Here is a 22,957-nt window from a genome sequence, read left to right as displayed (position 1 = left end):
AATTCTGATTATGATTCATAGTACACAAAGTATCTTTGAATTGTATACAATTGAAATGGAGGTTCGCATGGCAAAGATGAAGGCAATTGAAGCAGCAGTTGAGGTGATGAAGAAAGAAGGTGTCGATATTGCCTTCGGTGTCCCTGGCGCAGCCATCAACCCTATGTACGCGGCAATGAAAAAGCTCGGCGGGATCAATCATGTGTTGGCGCGGCACGTAGAAGGTGCGTCACACATGGCTGAAGGTTATACGCGCACTCATCAAGGAAATATTGGTGTGTGTATTGGTACTTCTGGCCCGGCAGGTACGGATATGATCACGGGATTGTACTCAGCATCGGCGGATTCTATCCCTATTTTATGTATAACAGGCCAAGCGCCGCGAGCTCGTCTTCACAAAGAGGATTTCCAAGCCGTTGATATTGAATCTATCGCCAAGCCTGTCACTAAATGGGCGACAACAGTTTTAGAGCCAGCGCAGGTGCCACGCGCATTCCAGCAAGCGTTTCACTTGATGCGATCTGGTCGTCCGGGCCCTGTACTCATCGACCTTCCTCTTGATGTTCAGCTAACGGAAATCGAGTTTGATATCGATACCTATCAGCCATTAGAAGCGTATCAACCAAAAGCGACTCGTGCTCAGGTCGAGAAGGCTCTTGAAATGATGTGTGAATCAGCTAACCCCTTGATTGTTTCGGGTGGTGGTGTAATTAACGCTGGTGCAGAAGATTTGCTGCAACAATTCGCCGAGATTACCGGCGTACCTGTTGTACCAACTTTGATGGGTTGGGGTTCTATCGCTGATGATCATGAGCTGATGGCGGGCATGGTTGGTCTACAAACGGCTCATCGCTATGGTAACGCAACTATGCTGGAATCTGATTTTGTGTTTGGTATCGGTAACCGCTGGGCAAACCGTCATACAGGTTCATTGGATGTCTATACCAAAGGGCGTAAGTTTGTTCACGTCGATATTGAACCAACGCAAATTGGCCGCGTGTTCTGCCCAGATTTAGGTATTGTGTCTGATGCTAAAGCGGCGCTAGAGCTAATGGTTGAAGTGGCGCGTGAATGGCATGATGCAGGCAAGCTACCAAACCGAAGTGCTTGGGTGGATGAATGTCAGCAGCGCAAAGCTACCATGCTGCGTAAAACGCATTATACCGATGCGCCAATCAAACCAATGCGTGTATATGAAGAGATGAACAAGGCGTTTGATCGCGATACGTGTTACGTCAGTACCATTGGTCTTTCACAAATCGCTGCCGCGCAGTTCCTGCACGTATACAAACCTCGTCACTGGATTAATTGTGGTCAGGCGGGTCCATTAGGTTGGACAACACCAGCCGCATTGGGTGTACGTGCCGCGGATCCAAATCGCGATATCGTAGCGATCTCCGGTGACTACGACTTCCAGTTCATGATTGAAGAACTCGCCGTTGGTGCGCAATTCAACTTGCCTTATATCCACGTACTGGTGAACAACTCCTATCTAGGTCTGATCCGCCAAGCGCAGCGACAGTTCGATATCGATTACTGTGTTCAGTTGGCCTTCGAAAACCAAAACGCCCCAGAGCTAAACGGCTACGGTGTCGACCATGTCACTGTGGTTGAAGGCTTAGGTTGTAAGGCGATTCGTGTCACTGACCCTGAACAGATGCAAGCGGCGTTTACCGAGGCGAAAGAGTTGATGAACAAGCACAAAGTACCTGTGGTGGTTGAAGTCATTTTAGAGCGAGTTACCAATATTGCTATGGGTGTAGAAATCAATGCTATCAACGAGTTTGAAGCTTTTGCTGAGAGTATTGATGACGCACCAACCGCACTAATTCATCGCGACAAATAAGAGAAGGAAATCATAATGGCAAAGTTTGCAGCCAATTTATCCATGTTATTTACCGAACTGGAATTTGAAGATCGCTTTGAAGCTGCGGCAAAAGCGGGCTTCCAAGGTGTGGAATATCTTTTCCCTTATGCGCTAGAAGCCAAACAAATTAAGGCGAAACTGGATGAAAACCAACTTACCCAAGTGTTGTTCAACCTTCCGGCCGGCGATTGGGAAGCGGGCGAGCGCGGTATCGCGGTGGACCCAAAGCGAATTGAAGAGTTCCAAGCAGGGGTCGCCAAGGCCATTGAATACGCCAAAGTATTGGGGAATACCCAAATCAACTGCCTTGCCGGTATTGTTCCACAAGGGGTAAGTGAGCACGATGCGCATGCGACCTTTATTATCAACCTTCGCTATGCCGCTGAAGCACTAAAGCAGCAAGGTATTCGACTGGTCATCGAAGCGATCAATACCCGCGATATCCCCGGATTTTTCTTAACTACCACTGAGCAAGCTAAATCAGTTATCAACGAGGTCGGCAGTGATAATTTATTTATCCAATACGACATCTACCACATGCAGATTATGGAAGGGGATCTAGCTCCGACATTGTCTGCCAATATCCATCAAATCGCTCACGTTCAGTTGGCGGATAACCCAGGTCGACATGAGCCTGGGACGGGAGAGATTAATTACCCCTTCTTACTTAATCATATAGATGAGCTTGGTTATGACGGTTGGATTGGGTGCGAATACAAACCCCGAGCCACCACCTATGAAGGCTTAGATTGGATCAACCTATACCGCTAATTGCGGGGAAATGTTATGGAGAACAGATGATGAGAATTGCATTTATTGGTACGGGAATCATGGGCAGACCAATGGCTGCCAATTTACAAAAAGCGGGCTATGAACTGGTGGTATCTGATCACTTTAACTCACCGCCAAAAGATTTGGTGGAGTCGGGCGCGCTTGTTTGTCACTCACCAGAAGAAGCGACTCGTATTTCTGATGTGGTGATTCTAATGGTGCCAAATACACCACAAGTGGAAGAGGTGCTGTTTGGCGATAAAGGCGTTGAAGCTGGGCTAAACGCTGGTGGCGCTGAAGGTAAATTGGTGATCGACATGAGCTCGATCTCACCAATGGCTACCAAATCCATTGCGGCACGCGTTAATGAAAGTGGCGCGCAATACCTAGATGCGCCGGTATCGGGCGGTGAGGTAGGAGCGATTAACGCCGCGTTAAGCATTATGGTTGGCGGTGCACAAGATGCGTTTGATAAGGCTCGCCCTCTGTTTGAAGTGATGGGTAAAAACATCACTCTTGTGGGTGAAAATGGCGCAGGGCAAACCTGTAAAGTGGCCAATCAGATCATTGTTGCTTTGAATATCGAAGCCGTATCTGAAGCCTTGGTATTTGCTTCGAAGGCTGGAGCTGATCCGGCGCGCGTACGTCAGGCGCTTTTGGGTGGCTTTGCGAGTTCGAAAATCCTTGAAGTGCATGGCGAGCGTATGATCGAAGGTACTTTTGATCCCGGCTTTAGAATCTCTCTACATCAGAAAGATCTCGACTTGGCCTTAACAGGTGCAAAAGAGCTTGAAGTGGCACTGCCAAATACTGCGAACGCTCAGGAGCTGTTTGAAGACTGCGCCGCGTTGGGTGGTCAAGATTGGGATCACTCAGCGCTAATCAAGGCTATCGAGAAACGTTCGAATCATTCGATTCGTGACTAGAGCCTTGAGATTGGTTTCTGTCTAGGGCGTGGTGGATTCCTCTCCCTCCGCGTTCCTTGGGTTGGTGACAGCCCTAAATTTTTAAACTAAATCGCGTAGATTTTTGTCTCCTTTTAATACGCGTTCCCGTTGTAAGACAAAGGGTAGGGGTACTTCTCGGGCTCCGTCTTTGCAGGCACCTAGAGTACTTGCTTCGGGATTTTTTCTTCTCTCTGTGAGCTGGTCGAATCTGGAGTTCAGCCATCTTAGTGAGGCTTGTGATATGTTATTTGAGAATGCCGAGAGGCTGACATCACAAGGCAAAAATAGATGCAGTTAAATACCTTAATCGCTCGTCAAATTGTTGAGCGTGCGACAAAAATTATTCAGTTTCCCGTCAATGTGATGGATGAGAATGGCCAGATAATTGGCTCTAGCGATCCTTCGCGTTTGCATCGCACGCATGAAGGAGCCTTGTTAGCGATTCATGACAATCGCACCGTCGAAATTAATCAGACTGTCGCGAGCACGCTCATCGGCGTTAAAGAGGGAATTAACCTGCCGATTCTTTATCAAGATCAGGTGATCGGCGTGGTTGGGATTTCTGGGTTGCCCGATGATGTTAGAAGTTATGGCGAATTGGTCAAGATGACTGCTGAGCTGATTGTCGAGCAAGAAGCTTTAATGGCTCAGATCCAATGGAACAAGCGTCATCGTGAAGAATTATTACTGCAGCTCATTCAAGGTTCGACGCTCAACGAGAATCAATTGATATCGATTGCTCAGCGGTTAGATCTAAATCTATCTCAGCCGAGAATTGCCGCTGCGGTAAAAGTGATTCCCAAACACGGCCAGCCTCTTACATTGGAGCATTTGCAAAAGTTGGTTCATTTGTTGGAGTACCCAGAGCGAGACAACATTGTGGGAATCGTATCGGTCTCAATGAATGAGGTGGTGGTACTTAAACCCGTCACACTTATTGATGGCTGCTGGAATCATAAGGAAGAAAAAGCCAGGGTCAAAAGATTGCTTAAGCGAGTGGCTCAAGAAGCGGACTTTACGATTAAGATAGCGATAGGACAGTATTTTTCGGGCTTGGCTGGATTAGCCCGCTCTTATGAGACGGCTAAAGCAACGCTTGCCAACTCGAGCCATAGTAAAGAGGCGATTCTGTTTTATCACGAACACAAGCTGTCGGTCTTAGTTGAAGGGCTAAAACAGGATCAATGGCGACGTGATCAATTAACCGAACCGTTAGAGAAATTGCGACAACAAGATACCAAAGGAGTCTTGATAAAAACGCTCAGAGTGTTTTTTGAACAAGATTGCGATCTAGCTCAAGCTTGTGCAGCACTACATATTCATCGAAATACGCTTCGCTATCGGTTAGATAAGATTGAAGAGGTTACTGATTTAAAAATCAATAATTTAGATCATAAGGTACAGTTATATCTCGCCTTAAAATGTGCGTAACTTAAAACTAATTTTTGTGCAAAATGACAATTATATAAGATTTTAAATTGATAAATTTGTCACTTTGCATAAAGGAATAGGGTTCGTTTCACTGAATAATAACACCGTCCCTACAGACACCCAGAATGTTTGCATACAGCCAAACATTCAGTACGAATACTATAATAAACGGAGTTATCATGAGTCTTATTCTAATCTTGCTGGGGGTGATAGCCTTTATCGTCCTCGCAACCACAAAATTTAAGTTACACCCCTTTTTAGCACTCATTGTTGCGGCATTTCTAGCGGCCTTTGCTTACGGTCTACCAGCGGGAAGCATCGCTAAAACTATTGCTTCTGGTTTCGGCGGCATTCTCGGATACATCGGCTTGGTCATTGTACTAGGTACTATTATTGGTGTGATTCTAGAGAAAAGTGGCGCAGCGATTACGATGGCGGATACCGTGATTAAAGTGCTAGGAGAACGCTCACCGACCTTAACCATGAGCATCATCGGCTACATTGTTTCAGTACCTGTGTTCTGTGATTCTGGTTTCGTTATTTTGAACTCACTGAAAGAGTCTTTAGCAAACCGACTCAAAACCTCTAGCGTTGCCATGAGTGTGGCTTTGGCGACTGGTCTTTACGCGACTCACACATTTGTCCCACCAACGCCAGGCCCAATTGCGGCTGCGGGTAACTTAGGCTTGGAATCAAACTTAGGTTTAGTCATTGGTGTGGGTATCTTTGTCGCAGCAACAGCCGCTATCGCCGGTATGTTGTGGGCAAATCGTTTTAAAGATATCGAGCCAGATGGCATTGAACAGGCTGAAGAGATCAAGCAAGACTGGAAAGCATTGAAAGCTTCTTATGGTGAACTGCCATCAGCGAGCCAAGCGTTTTCTCCTATTTTTGTTCCTATCATTCTTATCTGTTTGGGCTCGATTGCTAAGTTCCCAAGTTTACCTCTAGGTGATGGGACTGTATTTGAAGTGCTGTCGTTTTTAGGCCAACCACTAACCGCGCTAATCATTGGTTTGTTCTTGTCAGTTCGTCTTTTGAAAAGTGACAATAAAGTGGAAGAGTTTGGTGAGCGCATCAGCCAAGGTATTACCGCTGCAGCGCCTATCCTACTTATCACTGGTGCTGGCGGTGCATTTGGTGCGGTATTAAAAGCGACACCACTGGGTGAATATTTGGGTACCACTTTGTCAGCACTTGGCGTGGGTATCTTTATGCCATTTATCGTCGCAGCGGCGCTGAAATCCGCGCAGGGCTCGTCAACGGTTGCTCTTGTAACAACCTCAGCCCTCGTTGCTCCAATGCTGGCTCAATTGGGACTGGACTCAGAAATGGGACGCGTACTAACCGTTATGGCGATTGGTGCAGGTGCGATGACGGTATCGCATGCCAATGACAGTTTCTTCTGGGTGGTTTCGCAGTTTAGTCGTATGTCGGTTGGCTTAGCGTATCGCGCTCAAACAATGGCAACTCTGGTGCAAGGCGTGACGGCAATGACGCTAGTTTACATTCTAAGTCTTGTTCTGCTGTAACAAGCTAATATAGGAAACATATATGAAAGTAGTTATCGCTCCAGATTCTTACAAAGAAAGTTTAACCGCTATGGAAGTGGCAACTGCGATTGAAAAAGGCTTTAAAGAGATCATGCCAGAGGCAGAATACATCAAACTGCCGATGGCTGATGGAGGCGAAGGCACAGTGCAATCCTTGGTTGATGCGACAGGTGGCAGCATCGTAACAGTCGATGTTACTGGGCCACTTGGTCAACCTGTGGAAGGGTTTTATGGATTATTGGGTGATGGGTCGACAGCGGTGATCGAAATGGCCGCTGCATCTGGGCTTCATTTAGTGGAGCCGAGTGAAAGGAACCCATTGCTCACTTCTACCTATGGAACCGGTCAGTTGATCAAGGCCGCACTGGATGAAGGCGTGAATCATATCATTATCGGTATCGGAGGAAGCTCAACCAACGATGGCGGAGTGGGTATGGCTCAAGCGCTAGGTGCAAAATTAGTGAATGCTCAAGGTGTTGACTTACCGTTTGGTGGTGGTGCACTTGCTGGCTTAGCTGAAATTGACCTATCAGGCTTAGATCCTCGTTTAGCAAAGATTCAACTCGAAGTCGCTTGTGATGTTGATAATCCTTTGTGTGGCCCGAAAGGTGCCTCTCATGTGTTTGGTCCGCAAAAGGGCGCAACCCCAGAGATGATTGAGCAGCTAGATAAAAACCTCGCCCATTATGCTGAAGTGATCCGCCAAACCAATGGTAAAGATGTGATTAATCAGGCGGGTGCAGGCGCTGCGGGTGGTCTTGGCGCTGCTTTATTGGGCCTATTTGATGCAACACTTCGCCCCGGCATTAGCATAGTCATGGATGCGGTTAACCTTGCTGAAGTTGTGAAAGATGCCGACTTAGTTATTACGGGCGAAGGGCGGATTGATAGCCAAACCATTCATGGTAAAACGCCAATTGGTGTGGCACGTACCGCGAAACTCTATAACTTACCTGTGATTGGTATTGCCGGCAGTACGGCTCAAGATTGTCGTGTGGTACACGATCACGGTATTGATGCTGTCTACAGTGTGGTTTTAGGGGCAACAGACCTGCCCACTGCGCTGAAAGAAGCGGCATTTAATGTGGAGATGACCTCGCGCAACGTAGCAGCAGCGTTGGCGATGAGTTTTAGCTAGCTGTCTTGAAGTAGACAAAATAAACGAAATTGGCCGCATCATGCGGCCATTTTATTTGAGGAGATGCTTATTTGTGGACGACTTTAAATCGCTCCAGAACCAGTAACATATCTTGTTTTGGTTCAATGCCCAGCTCTTCACATTCTAACGAGAAGAACTTCCAATGAGCGTTGCGCCACCATTCTAAACTTTTGTCACCTTCCCCTTCTGCTGCGGCAAACTCCGCTGTCACTTGATCGTATGGACATGTTGAAACAGACATTATTTCCACAATGCAAACGGGCTCGCCTTGCCAGTTAGTTACAACTTGAAGATGGCCAACGACTGGCATTGTCTCGCCTTCATGGCTGTACCAATACTCCATGCTACAAGAGGCTTGTTTTTCACCTTGTAGGATGAGCTCTGCACAAAGGTTGGCATTGTACTCATCTGCACAATAGTAATCAGCACTGAAAGAGGTGTACTGCTCTGCGACGCTTTTCGGTAATGATTGAAGGTATTGATTTAAATAGTCTTGGCTTTTTGCATCCATGATTTCTAACTCTTCCTATTCGTGCTTGTTCAAGAGTAAACGCTAATCTCAATCAGATTGGAGTCTGGATCTAAAAAGTAGACAGACTGAATGGAGCCTTGCGCGCCAGATTTCTCAACCGGCCCTTCGACAATTTGAATCTGTTCTTTAGTTAAGTGAGTAATCACTTCTTCAAGTGGCCAATGTGTAATTAGGCAAAGATCTCCTGAGCCAACTTGCGCTCGGTTTCTAGGTTCTTGTCCCAATAGTTGTAAGTTGATCTTTTGGTTACCAAATTTGAGCGCTTTGCGTCCGTTAGCGAAGGTGATCTCTTCCATCAGCAAGGCTCGTTGATAAAAGGCAACTGAGGTAGATATATTCGAAACCGTCAGGACAACATGGTCGATATGGCTAATCATGCTCTCTCCTTTTGAAGCTGCTTTTCCATCCAAATACAGTCGAGGCTAACACCTCTTGGTGAATGATAAGTGGAGTGTTCTTCTCCTTGAAAGCCGAATGAACGATAGAATGGAGCGGCGTTGAGGGTTGATTCTAAAACCATCTTTTCCAGTTTATGCTCGTTAGCCATCTCTTCTAAAAAAGAGAGCATCAGCTTTGCGGCACCTAATCCAAAATAGGGTGGATCGACGAAAATTGCATCAACCATGCCGCTTTCAGTGTTCAATTTACCGCAGCCAATCACTTGATCATTCAGCTCAGAGACATAGAAGGTCGCAACGATATCTTGCAAAAGTTTGTCGGAGATACCCCCTTGCGTCCAAAGTGCCAGTTGTTCTGGTTGATAGTGGTCAGCACATTGGTTAAGGATGGCGCGTTTTCTCAAGTCATAAATGGGTTGAACGTCTGCTGCGTTGGCTTTGCGAATTGTAATCATACCTTCCTCCTTGAATGGCGACGGATGTCAGATAAGTCTATTTCTAGTAGTAAAAAGGCCGCAAAGAGAGCGGCCTTTTAGTGGCAATAGACCTAAAGCTTATTAACAGCCGTAAGTTTGCTTAATGTAGTGCTCAAATTGATCACACATCTGCTCGTCAGAATCTTGGTTATTGGCCAACTCTTTACTGCCGTCTACCACTTTAATCGTTGCGTTCAGTGAAGCCACCTCAGCTCTTTGACGCGTAGCAAGCCCAGCAATTTTCTCTTGTTGCGCAGCCCAAGCTTGTTGTGGTGATTGGTTACAGGCATCAGCAAGATACTTAGCGTTAAATCCTTCACCCGTTAAACTAATGATTGTCTCGTTGTGAGAGAGCTTATTGCCCGCATGCCAGTAATGTTTTGCGAGCAATGGGCCGATTTCTGGGTTATCGGTTAGATAGCCAAATTTATCTAAGAAGTAAGCTCGGGTTTGATAAACCGCCATGTGTGCGAGTAAGTAACCGTGGTATGCACAGGCTGCTTCATCAGAGATTAGATGTGGAATCGCCATCAATGGGCGAGGGCTACATTCGATACCTAAAATGTTTTTCTCACATTCGCGAGCCAATGCGGTGATGCGCTCTGGAGTGAGTTCTTCATCGCTCAACTGATAGAGAGCTCGTTCAAAGTACGGCACCACTAGAATGCTACGTTCTTCGTAAGCGGCAAAAGGTTGGCTGCTGTTGATCATTGTTTTGATCACGTCATCAGGAACTGGGTTTCCATCGGCATCTAGCGCGTATTGTTTTAGCCAGTCCGCATCATTTAGCAAGCTATCACAGAACATCGATTGTGTTTCAGCGTAGGCCATTGACGTTGGCGCAAACTCTTGAGAGAAGCATGGCGCGTTCATTTTAACGTTAGCAAAATGCGCGGCGTGGCCACCTTCATGGAACAGAGTGTTGATGCCTGAATAGCCGCTGCCGACTTGGTCTGGTTTTGCGTTGCTCGTAAAGTTAACTTGCGCTGCAACCCACTCATTCTGATCATAGAAAGACGGCACTGGACCATGGCAGAAACCGTTTTGGTACTTACCTTTTCGGTCAAGCAAATCCAGCGTTAGCTCTGCCTGTGAGTATTCAATATTCAGGCGGCCAAAGGATTCTACCCAGCGGCGTAGTGATTTGGAGAATGGGACATACGGGTCAAGATCACGCATCGCGTCGCCAGAGTACGAATAGACCAAGTTATGCCCTGTTAACGCGTTTTGGCCTTTCTCTTTTGCAAGGTTTGCCAAACTTATTAGGTTGGCTTCGCGCGTACGTACTTCGAAATCATCCAGAATCGCAAACAACTTGGTTGATGACATCATCTCTTTTTTGGTGACGGAATAATCAAAGAAGCTATCGTAACCAAGTGAACGGGCAAATTGGTTACGCAGTTTAATCAGTTCGACAAAACCGTTTTCAAGTAACCATTGCTCTAGGCCAAGTAAAGCTTGATGCGCTGACTGGCGAGCCTGTTCATTGTCATTGGTGCGAATAGTGGCGGCTAAAACTGGCAATGAGCCTTCGACTTGGTTACCGTTTTCATCTTGATAGTAGAGCGTATGTTTTTGTTTTTTCTCAAACAGCGAGGCTTCAAAAGCGATCAACTCATTTTTTAAAGACTGAGCGTCACTACCTTCAATCGCATGAGATTGAAAAGTCGCTAACCAACCTTGTAAGCCAATAAGTGTTTGCTGTTTTTCAGTGGTATCGGCAATCGATTCTGCCGCTTCTAGCTGCTGTTTGATGGCGGTGATTTGCTCTGCATCACTTAAGAAATTGGTCCATGCAGTTTGCGCTTTGGTTGAGCCATCATGGTCATCACTGATCCCCATGTACGTTTCCCAGAAGAAGTCTTCTTTACTGCGGTGGATAGCAAGGTAACGTCGATTTAGGTCATTGAGATATTCGGTAGCAGTCATTTGGATCCTTCAAATGTTAACTTGGTGTAGAAAAAGGATTATGACACGCTTTATAAGTGATTAGGAAATGAGAAGCATATTCAAGCAACCTATCAGTGTAAAATCTTATACACGTATGCTATTTCCATTTACAGCAAAGACAGCAAGCCCCAACAATCACTGTGATTGTGGGGCTTTCGGTTTAAAGGATGATATTGCGGAAGACGAGCACTTCACCTTCTAACGCCATTGGCACAAAGAGTTGGTAGGTGTTTGGTGAGTAGTAGATGTCGCCTGCCCCTCTTGGTAGGTCGAGCAGTATTCGAGACTGGCCTTGTTTTGACACGGAATACACTACTCCTTGCTTCCAATCGGAGACGATTAAATCATCACGATTGTCGACTTGAATACCGTCCAAATTCCCGAGTGGTTTTTCAGTGATGGCTGAAATCTGTTTGGTTGTTGGATCAACTTTCAAAACGCGGCCATATGGCGCTTCAATTGGGTTGCCATCGTTAAAGTAACCCCAAGCTGCGACATAAAGTTGACCATCAATGAAGGTTAGCCCGTTAGGATTTTCCAGCTTAGGTGAATCTATCCATGTGGTGACTTTGTTATCTGACAGCTTGTAAATAACAGAGGTGAACATGTCTGATACATACACATCGCCTTTATCATCGATTGCTACATCGTTCAGGAACTGGGCATTTTTCGCTTCATGTTTTACAACGGCGCCTGAAGATAAGTCGATCTCAATTAAGTGCTCCATATCTCCAACGAAAAGAGTATCACCATTCATCGCAATCCCTTTCGGGTTCTCTAGGCCACTGGCTACGGTCGCGATGAACTGGAAATCTTTGTTTAGTGCAACAACAGATCCGTCCCCAGCTTTATCGCCAGCTTGAAGAGAGACGAAATAGGTTTGTTTCGATGAATCAAAAACAATCGACTCCGCGCCAGGTAAGTTTGGGATGGTTTGCGTTAATAATGGTTCAGCCATCGCAGAGGCACTGATCGCGACTGATGCAGTTATTGTGAGAGCAAGGTTTCTCATCGTATTTCCTTATGTCTTTGGTGGTTAATTATTCGACAGGGATATTAAGGAAATGTTTATTGTTGATAAATCCGTTATTAGTCAAAAAACTGTTGCTATATATCAACAATAAATAATGAGGGCTGCATTATGTGGCGCTATTTGAAGTGGCTCGAAAGAGTAGAACGACATAAAGGGGAGCCGACAAAAATATTGGAAAGCAGTTTGAAGTCTAACAATTGATCTCCTGAATATGACCGAACAAGCATATTCATCCTGCTAGTTTTGTTTGGCAAACAAAAGGTTACTCATAGGTAGAGTAATCTGTCGCTAACTTTAAGGATGAATAATGAGATTGAATACTACGCTTCCTTTGTTGAGCTTAAGCGCCGTTGCTGCGCTGAGTTCATTTAATGTCAGTGCCCACGGTTGGGTCGAGTTCCCCAACGCGCGCCAGAATATCTGTTATGAAGATGGTGGTTTTTGGACTAACGAAATTCCAAACCAAGCATGCCAAGCCGCATTTGAACTGTCGGGGGCTTATCCATTTGTACAACGAAGTGAAGTGGCGGCAAACGTGCCTAACTATCGCGATATGGCTCATGTGAAAGCGATAGTGCCGAATGGCGAGCTATGTTCTGCAGGCGATTCCGCTAAGAAAGGCCTCAGTATTGCTTCTCCTCACTGGCAGCGTACTGATGTTGCTTTGGATGAAAATAATCAAATTGATTTGGTCTTCTTTGGTAAAGCGCCTCACAACCCTTCTTATTGGGAGTTCTACCTTACCAAGCCAACTTATGACCCAACTCAACCATTAACTTGGGATGACTTGGAGCTCATCGATACCGCTGGTGATATTGCAGTTGATGAGCAAAAACGTTATCGAATGAAGGTGACATTTCCGGCGGATCGTACGGGCGACGCGACTCTTTACACGCGTTGGCAGCGCATAGATGTCGCAGGTGAAGGTTTCTACAACTGTAGTGATATCACGTTACGTGGCTCAGGCACTAATCCTCCAACGGATCCGGTAGACCCGACCGAACCGGGTAATAACCTCACTTCACTGGGGTATTATGTGCCGCAAGGATTTGGGCCAGTTGAGCAGGGAGATACTGTTCGTCTTCGTACCTTTGATGCGAGTGGTAGCGAAGTGGTCGATGTCTCTTTGCCTATTTCGGCTAACAACACTGCTAATTGGTCAGCCGAATTGGCCGATCAGTTTAACGCTCAGCAAACCGGTGATTGGTACATTGGTATTTGGCATCAAGAAATGAACCACTATATGTTTGATACTAAGAACATCTATGCCAATAAAGTGTTCGCGCCAAACAATACCTTTAGCTACGCATTGTCTCTGATTAAAGCTGACACAACACCGCCAGTGGAACCAACCAACTTTTGGAGTAAAGACGCGACCTATACGGCTGGTGATATTGTGACGCACAATGGAAAAGAGTGGACGGCTCAATGGTGGACAACGAATGAGGAGCCTGGCACGACAGGCCAGTGGGGTGTTTGGCGCTAGTCTGCAATCGGTAAATGCTAATCGGTTAACACACATCGACCCTATTTATTCTGGATAGGGTCGATGTGTTGATAAAAGAGATCATTAAGATTGCCATTAACCTGAGAACTGTACGATTCCTAAATCAATTGCTTGCTCAAAGCTCACTTGCTCATGAATCAGTGCACTCAACGCAGCTTCACTCAGCAGTATTACTGAGTGAGAAGCGTCACTTACTGGAGCTGAATGAACTGCAATACGCTTTTCTTCATCTATTTGTGACCATAAGTGACTATCGATGAGATACACGTAAGAGACTGGTTTTATCTTATTCGAATGTTTCTCTGTTAGTACTTGTAACCACCAACTGGCACGCCTCAATCCTTGCGTGCCCTCTAATGTCGATATGGTTTTGATTTCATGGTTATCTAGCGCCTCATAGGTGGCAATAGCAACATCCAATGCTCCGGGATAGCTTTCGGAGAATGGGTTGCGAAACTGGCCATCATAAGTACATGCGTGAGCAGCCATTGTTAGACTGCTCAAGCCGATAGCAACCATAGGGTAGAGTTGCTTCATATTTACTCCTACGGGGTGACTATGTTGAACCAGAAATTAAAGGTATCGAGCATACCTACAAAATCTTTGAACACTTTCTTATCACCTTTCAGTTTGATATCTCCGCTCGCAATGGCTTGTTCAAGCGTGACCGACCCTAGCTGAACATCATCGAGCGCTTCTTTAGTCAAGGTTAGTGACACATCGGGTTTCTCACTGAGCATTGTCGTGTGGTTGAGCACCGAGTTTTCAATGTAAAGCGTGTACTGTTCATCAAGGTCGGTAAAGTTAATGTTGATGGCATAATCTTTACCTGCGGCTTTTTCTGGCAATAAGCGAACAGCTAGGTAGTCAAATAGCATTTCAGGCGGCATGTTTTTGATAATGTCTGGAGAAGCCGTGTTGGTACCGCCAGCTGATGGGGTGCCATTTCTCAGCTCGTAAGCCCCCTGGAGGTAGACAGAACGCCATGGCCCAGACTCTGCTTGATAACCCAATTGTTCATAGGCGTCTGCGAGCAGTGCTTTGCCTTTTTTACTTTGCGGGTTAGCGAAGACAATATGCTTTAGGACTTCTGCTACCCAGCGATATTTACCGTTATCAAAGTCTGCTTGAGCTCTAGAAAGGACCGCGCTTTCTCCTCCCATGTACTCGACATATTTCACCGCAGCATTAGTTGGTGGTAAGTTATTCAGATCTGATGGGTTACCGCTATACCAACCCATATAACGTTGATAAACGGCGCGGCTATTATGTCTGAGTGTGCCGTAGTAACCGCGAGTGTTCCAATTTTGGTCAATCTCTTTGGGGAATTGGATGATCTCTGAGATCTCTGAGCCAATATAACCTTGGTTCATCAAACGAACGGTTTGATCGTGAGTGTATTTGTACATATCACGCTGTAGTTTGAAGTAATCGACAATCTCTTCTTGTCCCCACATTGGCCAGTGGTGGCTTTGGAATTTGACTTCCACGTCATCGCCCCACATTTCGATGGTTTCATTTAAGTAAGAGGACCATTTCAACGCGTCGCGTACTTGGGCGCCACGAAGTGTGAGAATGTTGTGCATAGTGTTAGTGCTGTTTTCTGCCATCCATAGCGCTTTCTTTTCTGGAATCCATGTATTGATCTCAGTCGGAGCTTCTGAACCAGGCGTGTATTGGAAGACCATTTTTATGCCATCTACAATATGCTCTTCTCCGGTTTTTTCTATGATCAAGGTTGGGCGAATAAGAGTTGGGAGACCGGTCGAAGTTGTTTGGCCTAAACCGCCATTGACACCACCTTGTGCGTTTCGCGGGAGCAATGCGCCATACATGTAGATAGCGCGCCTTCCCATCGCATTACCTGCGATAACGTTTTCAGATACGGCATGCTCAGTAAAACCATGTGAGGCAATAATTTGGACTTTGCCCGCGTTAACATCAGCTTCATCTACGATGCCGCGAACACCACCAAAGTGGTCAATGTGGCTGTGGCTATAAATGACCGCTGTAACGGGGCGTTCACCGAGCTCTGTATTTATAAAATCAAGTGCTGCTTTAGCCGTTTCTTGAGAGATCAAAGGGTCAAAAACAATCCAACCTTTCTCGCCTTCGATAAAAGTGATGTTAGTTAGGTCGTAGCCTCTTATTTGGTAGATGCCATCGGTGACTTTGAATAAACCGTTAATGACATTCAACTGGGCGTTGCGCCAAAGGCTAGGGTTAACACTATCGGGGGCTTTTGCGTCTAGCGTGATAAATTTTTTGTATTCTTCTAAATCCCAGACAACATCTCCCTGCTCGTTTTTAATTGTGACTACATCTTGTTTAGCGATAAAACCTTTTTGAGCTCGTTCAAAGTCCTTTTGGTTGTTAAAAGGAAGCGTTTTGTAGAGATCTTGGTTAGCGTCAATGGTTGCTTGAGTTGCTGGTTTTGAGTCTACCGCAGCCAAGCACCCTGTTGAGATCGCTAAAGCGAGAAGGGTAAGAGCAGTACGTTTCATATAGAGTCCTTTAAATATGAGTGTTGTTTCACGATCTAAAGGTAGTTTAGCTTTCTAATTTTTCAATGATTTAGCGAGTTATTTGAATTGCTGGGTGATTGGCCATTTGAGAAGGGGGAAGCTAAGGGAGTAATTAATTATATTTAATCAATAACGCTTTTACGCGCCTAATTTATTAGCCAAGCCTTCTTTGCTGAATTCAGCGGCTTTTTTAAAGGTATGCGTTTTGTTTTTAGCAACAAATTACACTGTAAATCGCCGCTCACCCCAAGGTTTAATTATATTTTCGAACCATTGTTTTGTGTTCGCTAACAGTTTGTTTACTATGGAGCGAGAGTAAAACCAAAGGAAAGAAGATGTCACGGATTAGGCAAAAAAATCAGGATCTGATCATTGAGGTTGCGAGTGAGCAATTTGCTACCCATGGTTACGCTGCGACTAAAATCGTCGATATAGCAAAAGCGGCCGAGATCCCGAAAGCTAACGTGTTCTACTATTTTAGTTCGAAAGATAAACTTTATTACGCAGTGCTGCAGACGGTAACTCAACCCTTACTTGAAGCTTCTCGTCCAATAGAAGAGTTGAGCGATCCGGTTGAAGCTTTGAGTCAGTATATAGAAACGAAATTACGTATCTCTCAAGAACATCCTCATGCATCCAAAGTCTTTGCCAATGAAGTCATGTCTGGTGCGAAAGCATTACCCGATGATATTGGCACGGAGCTGTTTAAACAGTCGCAAATGATGATAGACAAGTTTGCGACATGGTCACAGCAAGGTTTGATGGATGAGGTCCCACCGCAACACCTAATGTTTACCATTTGGGCCGCGACCCAAACCTATGCTGATTTTGGTTGGCAGATCTGTAATGTGATGCAAAAAGATGAACTCGACGCGCAAGATTATCGCCAAGCGGCCGAGTTTTTAACTCAGTTGGTCATAAAAGGGTGTGGCGTAAAAAGTAACGCTTAACCCTATAGCAAGATCTCTGAAAATTTACTCTTCGCTTACTAATGCAACAGCTTCACGAGTTAGTCGGGCTAACTCGTCCCAATTTCCCGCTTCAATCAGCTTTTTATCCACCATCCAAGTACCACCACAAGCTAAAACGCGAGGAATAGCGAGGTACTCTTTGATGTTATTTTGATTCACGCCTCCCGTTGGCATTAAAGAAACATCGGTGTATGGCGCAAGCAGAGCTTTAACCATATTCACGCCGCCTGATGCCTCTGCTGGGAAGAACTTCAATGTTGTGAGCCCGATTTCCAATGCCGCTTCAATGGTGCTTGGATTATTTACCCCTGGGACAATATCAATGCCGATCTCTTGGCATGCTTTCACGGTATTAGGATTAAAGCCCGGTGACACGATAAACGTTGCCCCGGCTTCTTTAGCTGCAATGGCTTGCTCGCGATTGAGCACAGTGCCTGCGCCAATAAGCATGTCTGGTTGCGTTTCTCGTAGGAGGCGAATCGCTTCGACAGCCGCGTTCGAACGGAATGTTATTTCTGCAGCAGGTAGTCCGTTTTCTGCTAGGACTTTACCCAAAGGAACGATGTCTTCAGCCTTATCGATGGCGATGACAGGAATAACTTTTAGCGCTTGGAGTTGTTGTTTGATGCTAGGCATAGATGTTCTCAATTGTTTTTTATATCACCAAGATACTCACCTTTGGGACCTTTGCCCAGTCTTGTAAATGAGCCAAATAGATTAATTGAAACGGTTTGCGAATACATTCAACGTTAACGTCGGTCTCATTGAAGTGGGCATGGTTAGAGGGGGCAACTTTTCATTTTTACCATGTTTATCCCATCAGTATCTAAAACTTAGGATAAGAAAATGACAATAAAATTCAAAGCAGGTGGCTTATTTCCGACTTTAACCTTACCAACCTATCAAGGGGAGGTGATTGATTTGGGTAAGCCATCAGAAGACGCAAGTTGGCGATTAGTTGTTGTATATCGTGGTAAGCATTGCCCATTGTGTACTCGTTACTTGAATGAGCTTGAGGCGATGAAAGCTCGATTTCTTCAACAAGGGGTAGATATTGTCGCGGTGTCGGCAGATAGCGAAGCGCAAGTGGCACAACATATGGAGCAATTATCGGTGAGTTTCCCTGTTGCTTATGGATTAACTATTGAGCAAATGCAGACGCTCGGTGTGTATATTTCCCATCCGCGTTCTGAGCAAGAAACCGATCACCCATTTTCCGAACCAGGCTTATTTGTCGTCAATGATCAGGGGCAGGTACAAATCATTGATATCTCTAATGGTCCATTTGTTCGCCCTGATCTCAATGTACTACTTTCTGGTATTGCTTTTATCCGCAACCCGACGAATAACTACCCTATTCGCGGTACTTATGAGTAATTAATAGGAGTCGGGCGCGCAGAGCATTAGCTTCTATTCACGGTAATATCGGACACAAATCCGTTACCAACCGATGACAGCGCGCCGGCTATCATAGTGGCGGCATCTTCAGCCATCATAAAGCCACTGGTATCGAGTTCTTTGCCACTTGTAGACCAGAAATCTGTCGACATTCCTCCCGGATAAACGGCGATGATTTTCATTGGTTTGCCTTTTAGTTCTAGCCTGACAGATTCGACCAATCCTTTTACAGCCCATTTGACGGCACAGTAGGTTGATTCTTGGGCTTTTGGTTGCTGGGCCGCTGTCGACATCACGATAACTAAGTTTAGCGGTTGATTTTGATAGCGCTTGATCGATTCTTGTATCAAGTGAATAGCAGAGGTGAGGTTATTTTGAATCAGCTGCTGGATCTCTTCTGGGTCTTGGTCTTCAAGTAAACCAAAATAGCCACTTCCCGCACAGTGGATGATTGTTTCAGGCGCTGAGGTAAGCTCTTCGAATAATGACTTCACTTCGAGAGGGTTAGCCAAGTCGCACGCTTTATATTGAGCGTTACTGGAAAGTTGTTCAACGATATGTGAAAGCTTAGATTCGCTTCTACCAGTTAAGCATACCTTTTCTTCACGCCCGTCGTAGAGCTTCGCCAGCGCAGCACCAAGACCACTACTTGCACCTGTAATTACTATCATATTATTCTCCGCAGCAAATTCTTTGTCGGTTTCAGGTTAATGTTCGATGATATACTCTTGATGACGATATGCCTGTGAGCTCCGACCGCTTGCGTTTAATTTTCTATTTGTAAGGTTCCAATTGATGTCTTTCTCTTCTCTATCTTTGAGTTCAGAGCTCGTTCAAGCTCTGCCCAATGAGTTCAACAAGCCAACCGATATTCAGACTTTAGTTATTCCTGAACTGGTGGCTCAGAAAGATATCTTAGCGTTGGCCAATACAGGCAGTGGCAAAACTTTAGCCTATGCACTTCCAATACTTGAGCAGATTAACAATGACCCTTCGCAGCAAGCGTTAGTACTGGTTCCGACTCGAGAGCTCGCGACGCAAGTGTGTAAGGCTATAGATCAAATTGCTCCGTCACTAGGCTTGCGCTCAGTGGTTCTGTGCGGTGGTGTAGAGAAAGAGCAGCAGCTTGAAGTATTAACACAACATCCTAATATTCTTATCGCGACGACAGGACGATTGCTTGATCTGGTTAAAAATAAAGAGCTAAACCTGGACTGCGTGAAAACTTTGATACTTGATGAAGCTGACCGCCTATTGGATATGGGTTTTTGGCCCGACGTTCAGAACATAGTGAAAAACCTCACCGATAAGCGCCAAACCGCCATGTTTTCGGCCACTTTTTCTGAAGAGCTGAAACAGAAAGCATCATCTTTAATGGACTCGCCGAAACAGATTTTTGCTCATCAAGAAAACAGCACCAACAAAGATATAGCTGAAACCCTCTATTTGGTGAACAAGGGCAGTAAAACCAAAGCGTTGATTGAATTAATTAGTCAGCATCAGTGGTCGCAAGTACTGGTTTTTATCGGTGCGAAAGAGAATGCAGATGGTTTGACAAAGAAACTCAATAAAGCCGGACTTTCAACTAGTGCGCTGCACGGCAACAAGAGCCAAGCAGAGCGTGAAGAAGCGCTGGCGCAGTTTAAATCTGGGCAAACACAAGTGTTGATTGCGACCGATCTTTTAGCGCGCGGTATTCATATCGAACAATTGCCAGTGGTGATTAACTTTGAGTTGCCAATGCACGCAGAAACTTATGTGCATCGCGTAGGGCGAACCGCTCGTGCTGGTCAACAAGGCGTGGCGATGTCATTGGTCTGCCATGGGGAAGCAGAAGCGCTTGCAGCGATCCGTAACCTGACTCAGCGTGAGCTACCCGTTCAAGAGCTAGAAGGCTTCCCCGTGACCGATAAACCATCAACAGGCGAGAGCAAACGTGCACCGCGTGATAAAAAAGCCAACCGCCGAACCAACAGCAAAAAGAGCATTAAGCAGTTTCAGGGTAAGGCGAAAAGCTCAAATACCAGTACCAAGAAACAATCAAGGTCGTGACCTTAAATAAAGGCAGTTTTAATGAAACCACCGTTTTGGTGGTTTTTTTTTGCCTCCTATTCAGTTATTGAGACATTTCCACTTGCTCTTACTCACACTTTGTCAATCAAGTTGTTTCAACTACCCCCTGTCTAAATTGAGAGAACCAAAATAGGTTATATTTTCAATCTAATACGTTGATTCAATTAAACTAGGAATAGCCAAATGAACAAAACTGTTGCTGCACTAGTTGGGTGTGTATTACTGGTTGGATGTGTCCCTGAGGGCAACGCGAGAAACAAAGAAGATAAAATTGTGCTTTCAGAGCAAGACCGCCAAGCCCTAGAGAGCGCATCAACCACCAAGGAGCAATTGACGTATCTGTATCAGAATTTTGAGCCTGTGCTAAATCGGGATGACACGCTGAAAGGCGTTGATGCCGATGAAAATGGGATCCGAGATGATATTGATGAGTTTATTAATGCGTTGATGATCCCAGAAGATGAGCGTGGTTTTTATCAGCAAAGTGCAAGATTTTTACAAACGGTATTTGACCACGACTACTCTGGGGCGATGGAAATAGATACGGAGACTGCACATGCACACGCAATGACGTTTGAACCTGTCATTCACTGCATGGTGCAACTTAATCTAGTTTGGGATGATGCTAGTGACTCTCAGGACATGGTCTTTGCATTGACTTTAAATACAGAGTTAAGAAGCCAGCATTATGCATACTACAGCAAAGCGTTAGATGGAACTGGAATTGAAGGTACAGAGCCTACAGGAGATGACTGTAAATAAAGGTATCTTGATCTAATACGTTAACTCAATGGAATTTGGAATTACTAAATGGACAAAACTGTTGCTGCACTAGTTGGGTGTGTATTGTTGGTTGGGTGTGTCCCTGAGGGCAACGCGAGAAACAAGGAAGATAAAATTGTGCTTTCAGAACAAGATCGCCAAGCCCTAGAGAGCGCATCAACCACCAAGGCGCAATTAACGTACCTTTATCAGAATTTTGAGCCTATCCTTAATCGCGATGATACGTTAAAAGGTGTCGATGCCAATGAAAATGGCATCAGAGATGATATCGATGAATTTATTAACGCATTGGTGATCCCAGAAAATGAGCGTGGCTTTTATCAGCAAAGTGCAAGGCATTTACAAACGGTATTTGACTATGATTACTCAGCAGGTACAGAAGTAGATACTGAAGTTGCCGAGTTACATTCTGAGAAATTACTTCCAATCATTCATTGTCTTGAACAATTGGGGCTTGACTGGGATGACGCAGTTGGCACTAAAGATACTGTGCATGCATTAACACTAAATACTAAGTTGAGAAGCCAACATTATGCCTCTTATAACAAAGCGTTAGATGGAACTGGAGTCGAGTTTTCGGAGCCTACAGGAGATGACTGTGAATAAAGGCATCTGGAGCACTTTACCTATTGTGTTTTTGTTTATCACCTCCGAGTTAACGTAATACTTAAAGATTCATCAAGCTACCTAATCAGAGTGCGTATAGCGAAGCCAGGCTAATCTCCTATACTGAAGCTTATGCTGATACCCGAACTTCAACCTCTTCAAGGTCAAGTACATAACAATCTCTACCAAACGTGGACGCCTCCACCGCCTTTGAGCCACTGGGTGCATTACTTTTGGCAGTTAGATGTGCCAGTGGGAGAGTTCTTTTATCGAAGCGTGCCGGATAATTGCGTAGACCTCATTATCAGCCTGAATAACCTAGATGAGGCGATATTAGTGTCGCCATTTACCGAACCTATCGTCTACCCGATTGCTGGCCCGACGCGTTATTTCGGTATTCGGTTTCGGTTACTTGGCCAATATTCTCTATTTTCAGAGACGGTCGAGGAGTGGAGCCCAACCGATCATCAATTGCCGATAAGAGAGTTATTATCACCTTTGTTCATCGAGCGGTTACAGGAATCGCTCTCGGGCAGTAAAGGGTTTCACCAAAGCTGTGTGCGCTTAGCGCGAGTCATGTTGGATCATATCGACAGGCCAGTGATTGACCCTAGGGTGCTAAAGTTTGTTCGCTACTGCTATCAATCTCCTCGTCATTTTTCCTTAAAAGAATTAGCCGCCGATCAACTTGGGATTACTGACAGGCAACTTAGGCGTTTGACGCAACAATACTTAGGGGTAAGCCCGAAAGCGTTTTGTCAGGTCGCGCGCTTTCAACATGTGTTAAGAGCGTGGCAAGTTGAACAAGATAAAACGGCTTGGGCAGATTGGTATTTTGATCAGTCCCATTTTTCTCGCGAATTTAGTCGTTTAGCTGGGATTTCACCGAATAAGTTTTCCGCTATGTCCGTTTTGTACAATAGAACCTCTTCGCAATCACGCATCATTCTCCCTAGCGATAACGTGTAACTCAACAT

22 protein-coding genes are annotated in these 22,957 nt (G+C 45.3%); 13 read left to right on the top strand and 9 right to left on the bottom strand.

Features of this window, described 5'->3' with window-relative positions; genetic code table 11:
* Positions 1–67: 67 nt before the first annotated feature.
* The 6 genes from gcl (at position 68) to GVO60_RS02740 (ending at position 7,707) form a co-directional block, all read left to right on the top strand.
* Positions 68–1,846, top strand: a complete 1,779-nt coding sequence (gene gcl / locus GVO60_RS02765; RefSeq protein ID WP_159651064.1) for a glyoxylate carboligase — start codon at positions 68–70, stop codon at positions 1,844–1,846.
* 15 nt (positions 1,847–1,861) lie between these two features.
* Entirely contained in the window at positions 1,862–2,638 is a 777-nt protein-coding gene (hyi, locus tag GVO60_RS02760) for a hydroxypyruvate isomerase (RefSeq protein WP_159651063.1), read from the top strand.
* A gap of 26 nt (positions 2,639–2,664) precedes the next feature.
* Complete coding sequence (locus GVO60_RS02755; RefSeq protein WP_167522323.1) at positions 2,665–3,564, top strand: 2-hydroxy-3-oxopropionate reductase; 900 nt, start codon at positions 2,665–2,667, stop codon at positions 3,562–3,564.
* A gap of 309 nt (positions 3,565–3,873) precedes the next feature.
* Complete coding sequence (locus tag GVO60_RS02750; RefSeq protein ID WP_159651062.1) at positions 3,874–5,016, top strand: sugar diacid recognition domain-containing protein; 1,143 nt, start codon at positions 3,874–3,876, stop codon at positions 5,014–5,016.
* 179 nt (positions 5,017–5,195) lie between these two features.
* Positions 5,196–6,548, top strand: a complete 1,353-nt coding sequence (locus GVO60_RS02745) for a GntP family permease (RefSeq protein WP_159651061.1) — start codon at positions 5,196–5,198, stop codon at positions 6,546–6,548.
* Positions 6,549–6,570: 22 nt separating this feature from the next.
* The gene (locus GVO60_RS02740) at positions 6,571–7,707 is read left to right on the top strand and encodes a glycerate kinase (RefSeq protein WP_159651060.1); all 1,137 of its coding nucleotides are present in this window, start codon (positions 6,571–6,573) and stop codon (positions 7,705–7,707) included.
* A gap of 67 nt (positions 7,708–7,774) precedes the next feature.
* Here GVO60_RS02740 and GVO60_RS02735 read toward each other — a convergent pair whose 3' ends face one another.
* The 5 genes from GVO60_RS02735 to GVO60_RS02715 form a co-directional block, all read right to left on the bottom strand.
* On the bottom strand, positions 7,775–8,239 hold the full coding sequence (locus tag GVO60_RS02735; protein ID WP_159651059.1) for an ASCH domain-containing protein: 465 nt from the start codon (positions 8,237–8,239) through the stop codon (positions 7,775–7,777).
* Positions 8,240–8,268: 29 nt separating this feature from the next.
* The gene (locus GVO60_RS02730) at positions 8,269–8,637 is read right to left on the bottom strand and encodes a VOC family protein (protein WP_159651058.1); all 369 of its coding nucleotides are present in this window, start codon (positions 8,635–8,637) and stop codon (positions 8,269–8,271) included.
* Positions 8,634–9,113, bottom strand: coding sequence for a GNAT family N-acetyltransferase (locus tag GVO60_RS02725; RefSeq protein ID WP_159651057.1), 480 nt, complete (start codon positions 9,111–9,113; stop codon positions 8,634–8,636). The genes GVO60_RS02730 and GVO60_RS02725 overlap by 4 nt, the downstream gene beginning before the upstream one ends.
* Before the next feature lie 102 nt (positions 9,114–9,215).
* Positions 9,216–11,063, bottom strand: a complete 1,848-nt coding sequence (locus tag GVO60_RS02720) for a M3 family metallopeptidase (RefSeq protein ID WP_159651056.1) — start codon at positions 11,061–11,063, stop codon at positions 9,216–9,218.
* Between the two features lie 181 nt (positions 11,064–11,244).
* Positions 11,245–12,096 (bottom strand): SMP-30/gluconolactonase/LRE family protein, encoded by an 852-nt coding sequence (locus GVO60_RS02715; RefSeq protein WP_159651055.1) that lies wholly within the window; start codon positions 12,094–12,096, stop codon positions 11,245–11,247.
* Positions 12,097–12,424: 328 nt separating this feature from the next.
* Here GVO60_RS02715 and GVO60_RS02710 point away from each other — a divergent pair, with 328 nt between their 5' ends.
* Complete coding sequence (locus tag GVO60_RS02710; RefSeq protein WP_159651054.1) at positions 12,425–13,603, top strand: lytic polysaccharide monooxygenase; 1,179 nt, start codon at positions 12,425–12,427, stop codon at positions 13,601–13,603.
* Positions 13,604–13,699: 96 nt separating this feature from the next.
* Here GVO60_RS02710 and GVO60_RS02705 read toward each other — a convergent pair whose 3' ends face one another.
* Positions 13,700–14,161 carry a hypothetical protein gene (locus GVO60_RS02705; RefSeq protein ID WP_159651053.1) on the bottom strand — a complete coding sequence of 154 codons (462 nt, stop codon included), beginning with the start codon at positions 14,159–14,161 and terminating at the stop codon, positions 13,700–13,702.
* Positions 14,162–14,169: 8 nt separating this feature from the next.
* Complete coding sequence (locus GVO60_RS02700) at positions 14,170–16,128, bottom strand: alkyl/aryl-sulfatase (RefSeq protein ID WP_159651052.1); 1,959 nt, start codon at positions 16,126–16,128, stop codon at positions 14,170–14,172.
* A 356-nt stretch (positions 16,129–16,484) separates the two neighbouring features.
* Here GVO60_RS02700 and GVO60_RS02695 point away from each other — a divergent pair, with 356 nt between their 5' ends.
* Positions 16,485–17,099: a TetR/AcrR family transcriptional regulator gene (locus tag GVO60_RS02695; protein ID WP_159651051.1), complete on the top strand. Its 615-nt coding sequence runs from the start codon at positions 16,485–16,487 to the stop codon at positions 17,097–17,099.
* 24 nt (positions 17,100–17,123) lie between these two features.
* On the opposite strand, the gene GVO60_RS02690 is transcribed toward GVO60_RS02695, so the two are convergent.
* Positions 17,124–17,756, bottom strand: coding sequence for a bifunctional 4-hydroxy-2-oxoglutarate aldolase/2-dehydro-3-deoxy-phosphogluconate aldolase (locus GVO60_RS02690; protein ID WP_159651050.1), 633 nt, complete (start codon positions 17,754–17,756; stop codon positions 17,124–17,126).
* Positions 17,757–17,966: 210 nt separating this feature from the next.
* On the opposite strand from GVO60_RS02690, the gene GVO60_RS02685 reads away from it, so the two are divergent.
* Positions 17,967–18,497 carry a peroxiredoxin-like family protein gene (locus GVO60_RS02685; RefSeq protein WP_159651049.1) on the top strand — a complete coding sequence of 177 codons (531 nt, stop codon included), beginning with the start codon at positions 17,967–17,969 and terminating at the stop codon, positions 18,495–18,497.
* A gap of 26 nt (positions 18,498–18,523) precedes the next feature.
* On the opposite strand, the gene GVO60_RS02680 is transcribed toward GVO60_RS02685, so the two are convergent.
* Positions 18,524–19,189, bottom strand: a complete 666-nt coding sequence (locus GVO60_RS02680) for an SDR family NAD(P)-dependent oxidoreductase (RefSeq protein WP_159651048.1) — start codon at positions 19,187–19,189, stop codon at positions 18,524–18,526.
* Positions 19,190–19,313: 124 nt separating this feature from the next.
* On the opposite strand from GVO60_RS02680, the gene GVO60_RS02675 reads away from it, so the two are divergent.
* The 4 genes from GVO60_RS02675 to GVO60_RS02660 all read left to right on the top strand — a co-directional run bounded on the left by GVO60_RS02675 (position 19,314) and on the right by GVO60_RS02660 (position 22,949).
* On the top strand, positions 19,314–20,570 hold the full coding sequence (locus tag GVO60_RS02675) for a DEAD/DEAH box helicase (protein WP_159651047.1): 1,257 nt from the start codon (positions 19,314–19,316) through the stop codon (positions 20,568–20,570).
* Between the two features lie 204 nt (positions 20,571–20,774).
* On the top strand, positions 20,775–21,353 hold the full coding sequence (locus GVO60_RS02670; protein WP_159651046.1) for a hypothetical protein: 579 nt from the start codon (positions 20,775–20,777) through the stop codon (positions 21,351–21,353).
* A 48-nt stretch (positions 21,354–21,401) separates the two neighbouring features.
* Positions 21,402–21,980: a hypothetical protein gene (locus tag GVO60_RS02665; RefSeq protein WP_159651045.1), complete on the top strand. Its 579-nt coding sequence runs from the start codon at positions 21,402–21,404 to the stop codon at positions 21,978–21,980.
* Between the two features lie 132 nt (positions 21,981–22,112).
* Positions 22,113–22,949 (top strand): helix-turn-helix domain-containing protein, encoded by an 837-nt coding sequence (locus GVO60_RS02660; RefSeq protein WP_159651044.1) that lies wholly within the window; start codon positions 22,113–22,115, stop codon positions 22,947–22,949.
* The last annotated feature ends 8 nt before the right edge of the window (positions 22,950–22,957 follow it).

Source organism: Vibrio atypicus (assembly GCF_009811315.1).
GTDB lineage: Bacteria > Pseudomonadota > Gammaproteobacteria > Enterobacterales > Vibrionaceae > Vibrio > Vibrio atypicus.
This window is presented reverse-complemented; position numbering and strand designations above follow the sequence as displayed.

Coding starts and splice junctions, on each gene's coding strand:
- GVO60_RS02715 (WP_159651055.1), bottom strand. CDS start 12,096: ATGAGAAACCTTGCTCTCACAATAACTGCATCAGTCGCGATCAGTGCC.
- GVO60_RS02665 (WP_159651045.1), top strand. CDS start 21,402: ATGGACAAAACTGTTGCTGCACTAGTTGGGTGTGTATTGTTGGTTGGG.
- GVO60_RS02720 (WP_159651056.1), bottom strand. CDS start 11,063: ATGACTGCTACCGAATATCTCAATGACCTAAATCGACGTTACCTTGCT.
- GVO60_RS02710 (WP_159651054.1), top strand. CDS start 12,425: ATGAGATTGAATACTACGCTTCCTTTGTTGAGCTTAAGCGCCGTTGCT.
- GVO60_RS02670 (WP_159651046.1), top strand. CDS start 20,775: ATGAACAAAACTGTTGCTGCACTAGTTGGGTGTGTATTACTGGTTGGA.
- GVO60_RS02660 (WP_159651044.1), top strand. CDS start 22,113: ATGCTGATACCCGAACTTCAACCTCTTCAAGGTCAAGTACATAACAAT.
- GVO60_RS02725 (WP_159651057.1), bottom strand. CDS start 9,113: ATGATTACAATTCGCAAAGCCAACGCAGCAGACGTTCAACCCATTTAT.
- hyi (WP_159651063.1), top strand. CDS start 1,862: ATGGCAAAGTTTGCAGCCAATTTATCCATGTTATTTACCGAACTGGAA.
- GVO60_RS02735 (WP_159651059.1), bottom strand. CDS start 8,239: ATGGATGCAAAAAGCCAAGACTATTTAAATCAATACCTTCAATCATTA.
- GVO60_RS02680 (WP_159651048.1), bottom strand. CDS start 19,189: ATGATAGTAATTACAGGTGCAAGTAGTGGTCTTGGTGCTGCGCTGGCG.
- GVO60_RS02730 (WP_159651058.1), bottom strand. CDS start 8,637: ATGATTAGCCATATCGACCATGTTGTCCTGACGGTTTCGAATATATCT.
- GVO60_RS02700 (WP_159651052.1), bottom strand. CDS start 16,128: ATGAAACGTACTGCTCTTACCCTTCTCGCTTTAGCGATCTCAACAGGG.
- GVO60_RS02755 (WP_167522323.1), top strand. CDS start 2,665: ATGATGAGAATTGCATTTATTGGTACGGGAATCATGGGCAGACCAATG.
- gcl (WP_159651064.1), top strand. CDS start 68: ATGGCAAAGATGAAGGCAATTGAAGCAGCAGTTGAGGTGATGAAGAAA.
- GVO60_RS02745 (WP_159651061.1), top strand. CDS start 5,196: ATGAGTCTTATTCTAATCTTGCTGGGGGTGATAGCCTTTATCGTCCTC.
- GVO60_RS02750 (WP_159651062.1), top strand. CDS start 3,874: ATGCAGTTAAATACCTTAATCGCTCGTCAAATTGTTGAGCGTGCGACA.
- GVO60_RS02740 (WP_159651060.1), top strand. CDS start 6,571: ATGAAAGTAGTTATCGCTCCAGATTCTTACAAAGAAAGTTTAACCGCT.
- GVO60_RS02690 (WP_159651050.1), bottom strand. CDS start 17,756: ATGCCTAGCATCAAACAACAACTCCAAGCGCTAAAAGTTATTCCTGTC.
- GVO60_RS02695 (WP_159651051.1), top strand. CDS start 16,485: ATGTCACGGATTAGGCAAAAAAATCAGGATCTGATCATTGAGGTTGCG.
- GVO60_RS02705 (WP_159651053.1), bottom strand. CDS start 14,161: ATGAAGCAACTCTACCCTATGGTTGCTATCGGCTTGAGCAGTCTAACA.
- GVO60_RS02675 (WP_159651047.1), top strand. CDS start 19,314: ATGTCTTTCTCTTCTCTATCTTTGAGTTCAGAGCTCGTTCAAGCTCTG.
- GVO60_RS02685 (WP_159651049.1), top strand. CDS start 17,967: ATGACAATAAAATTCAAAGCAGGTGGCTTATTTCCGACTTTAACCTTA.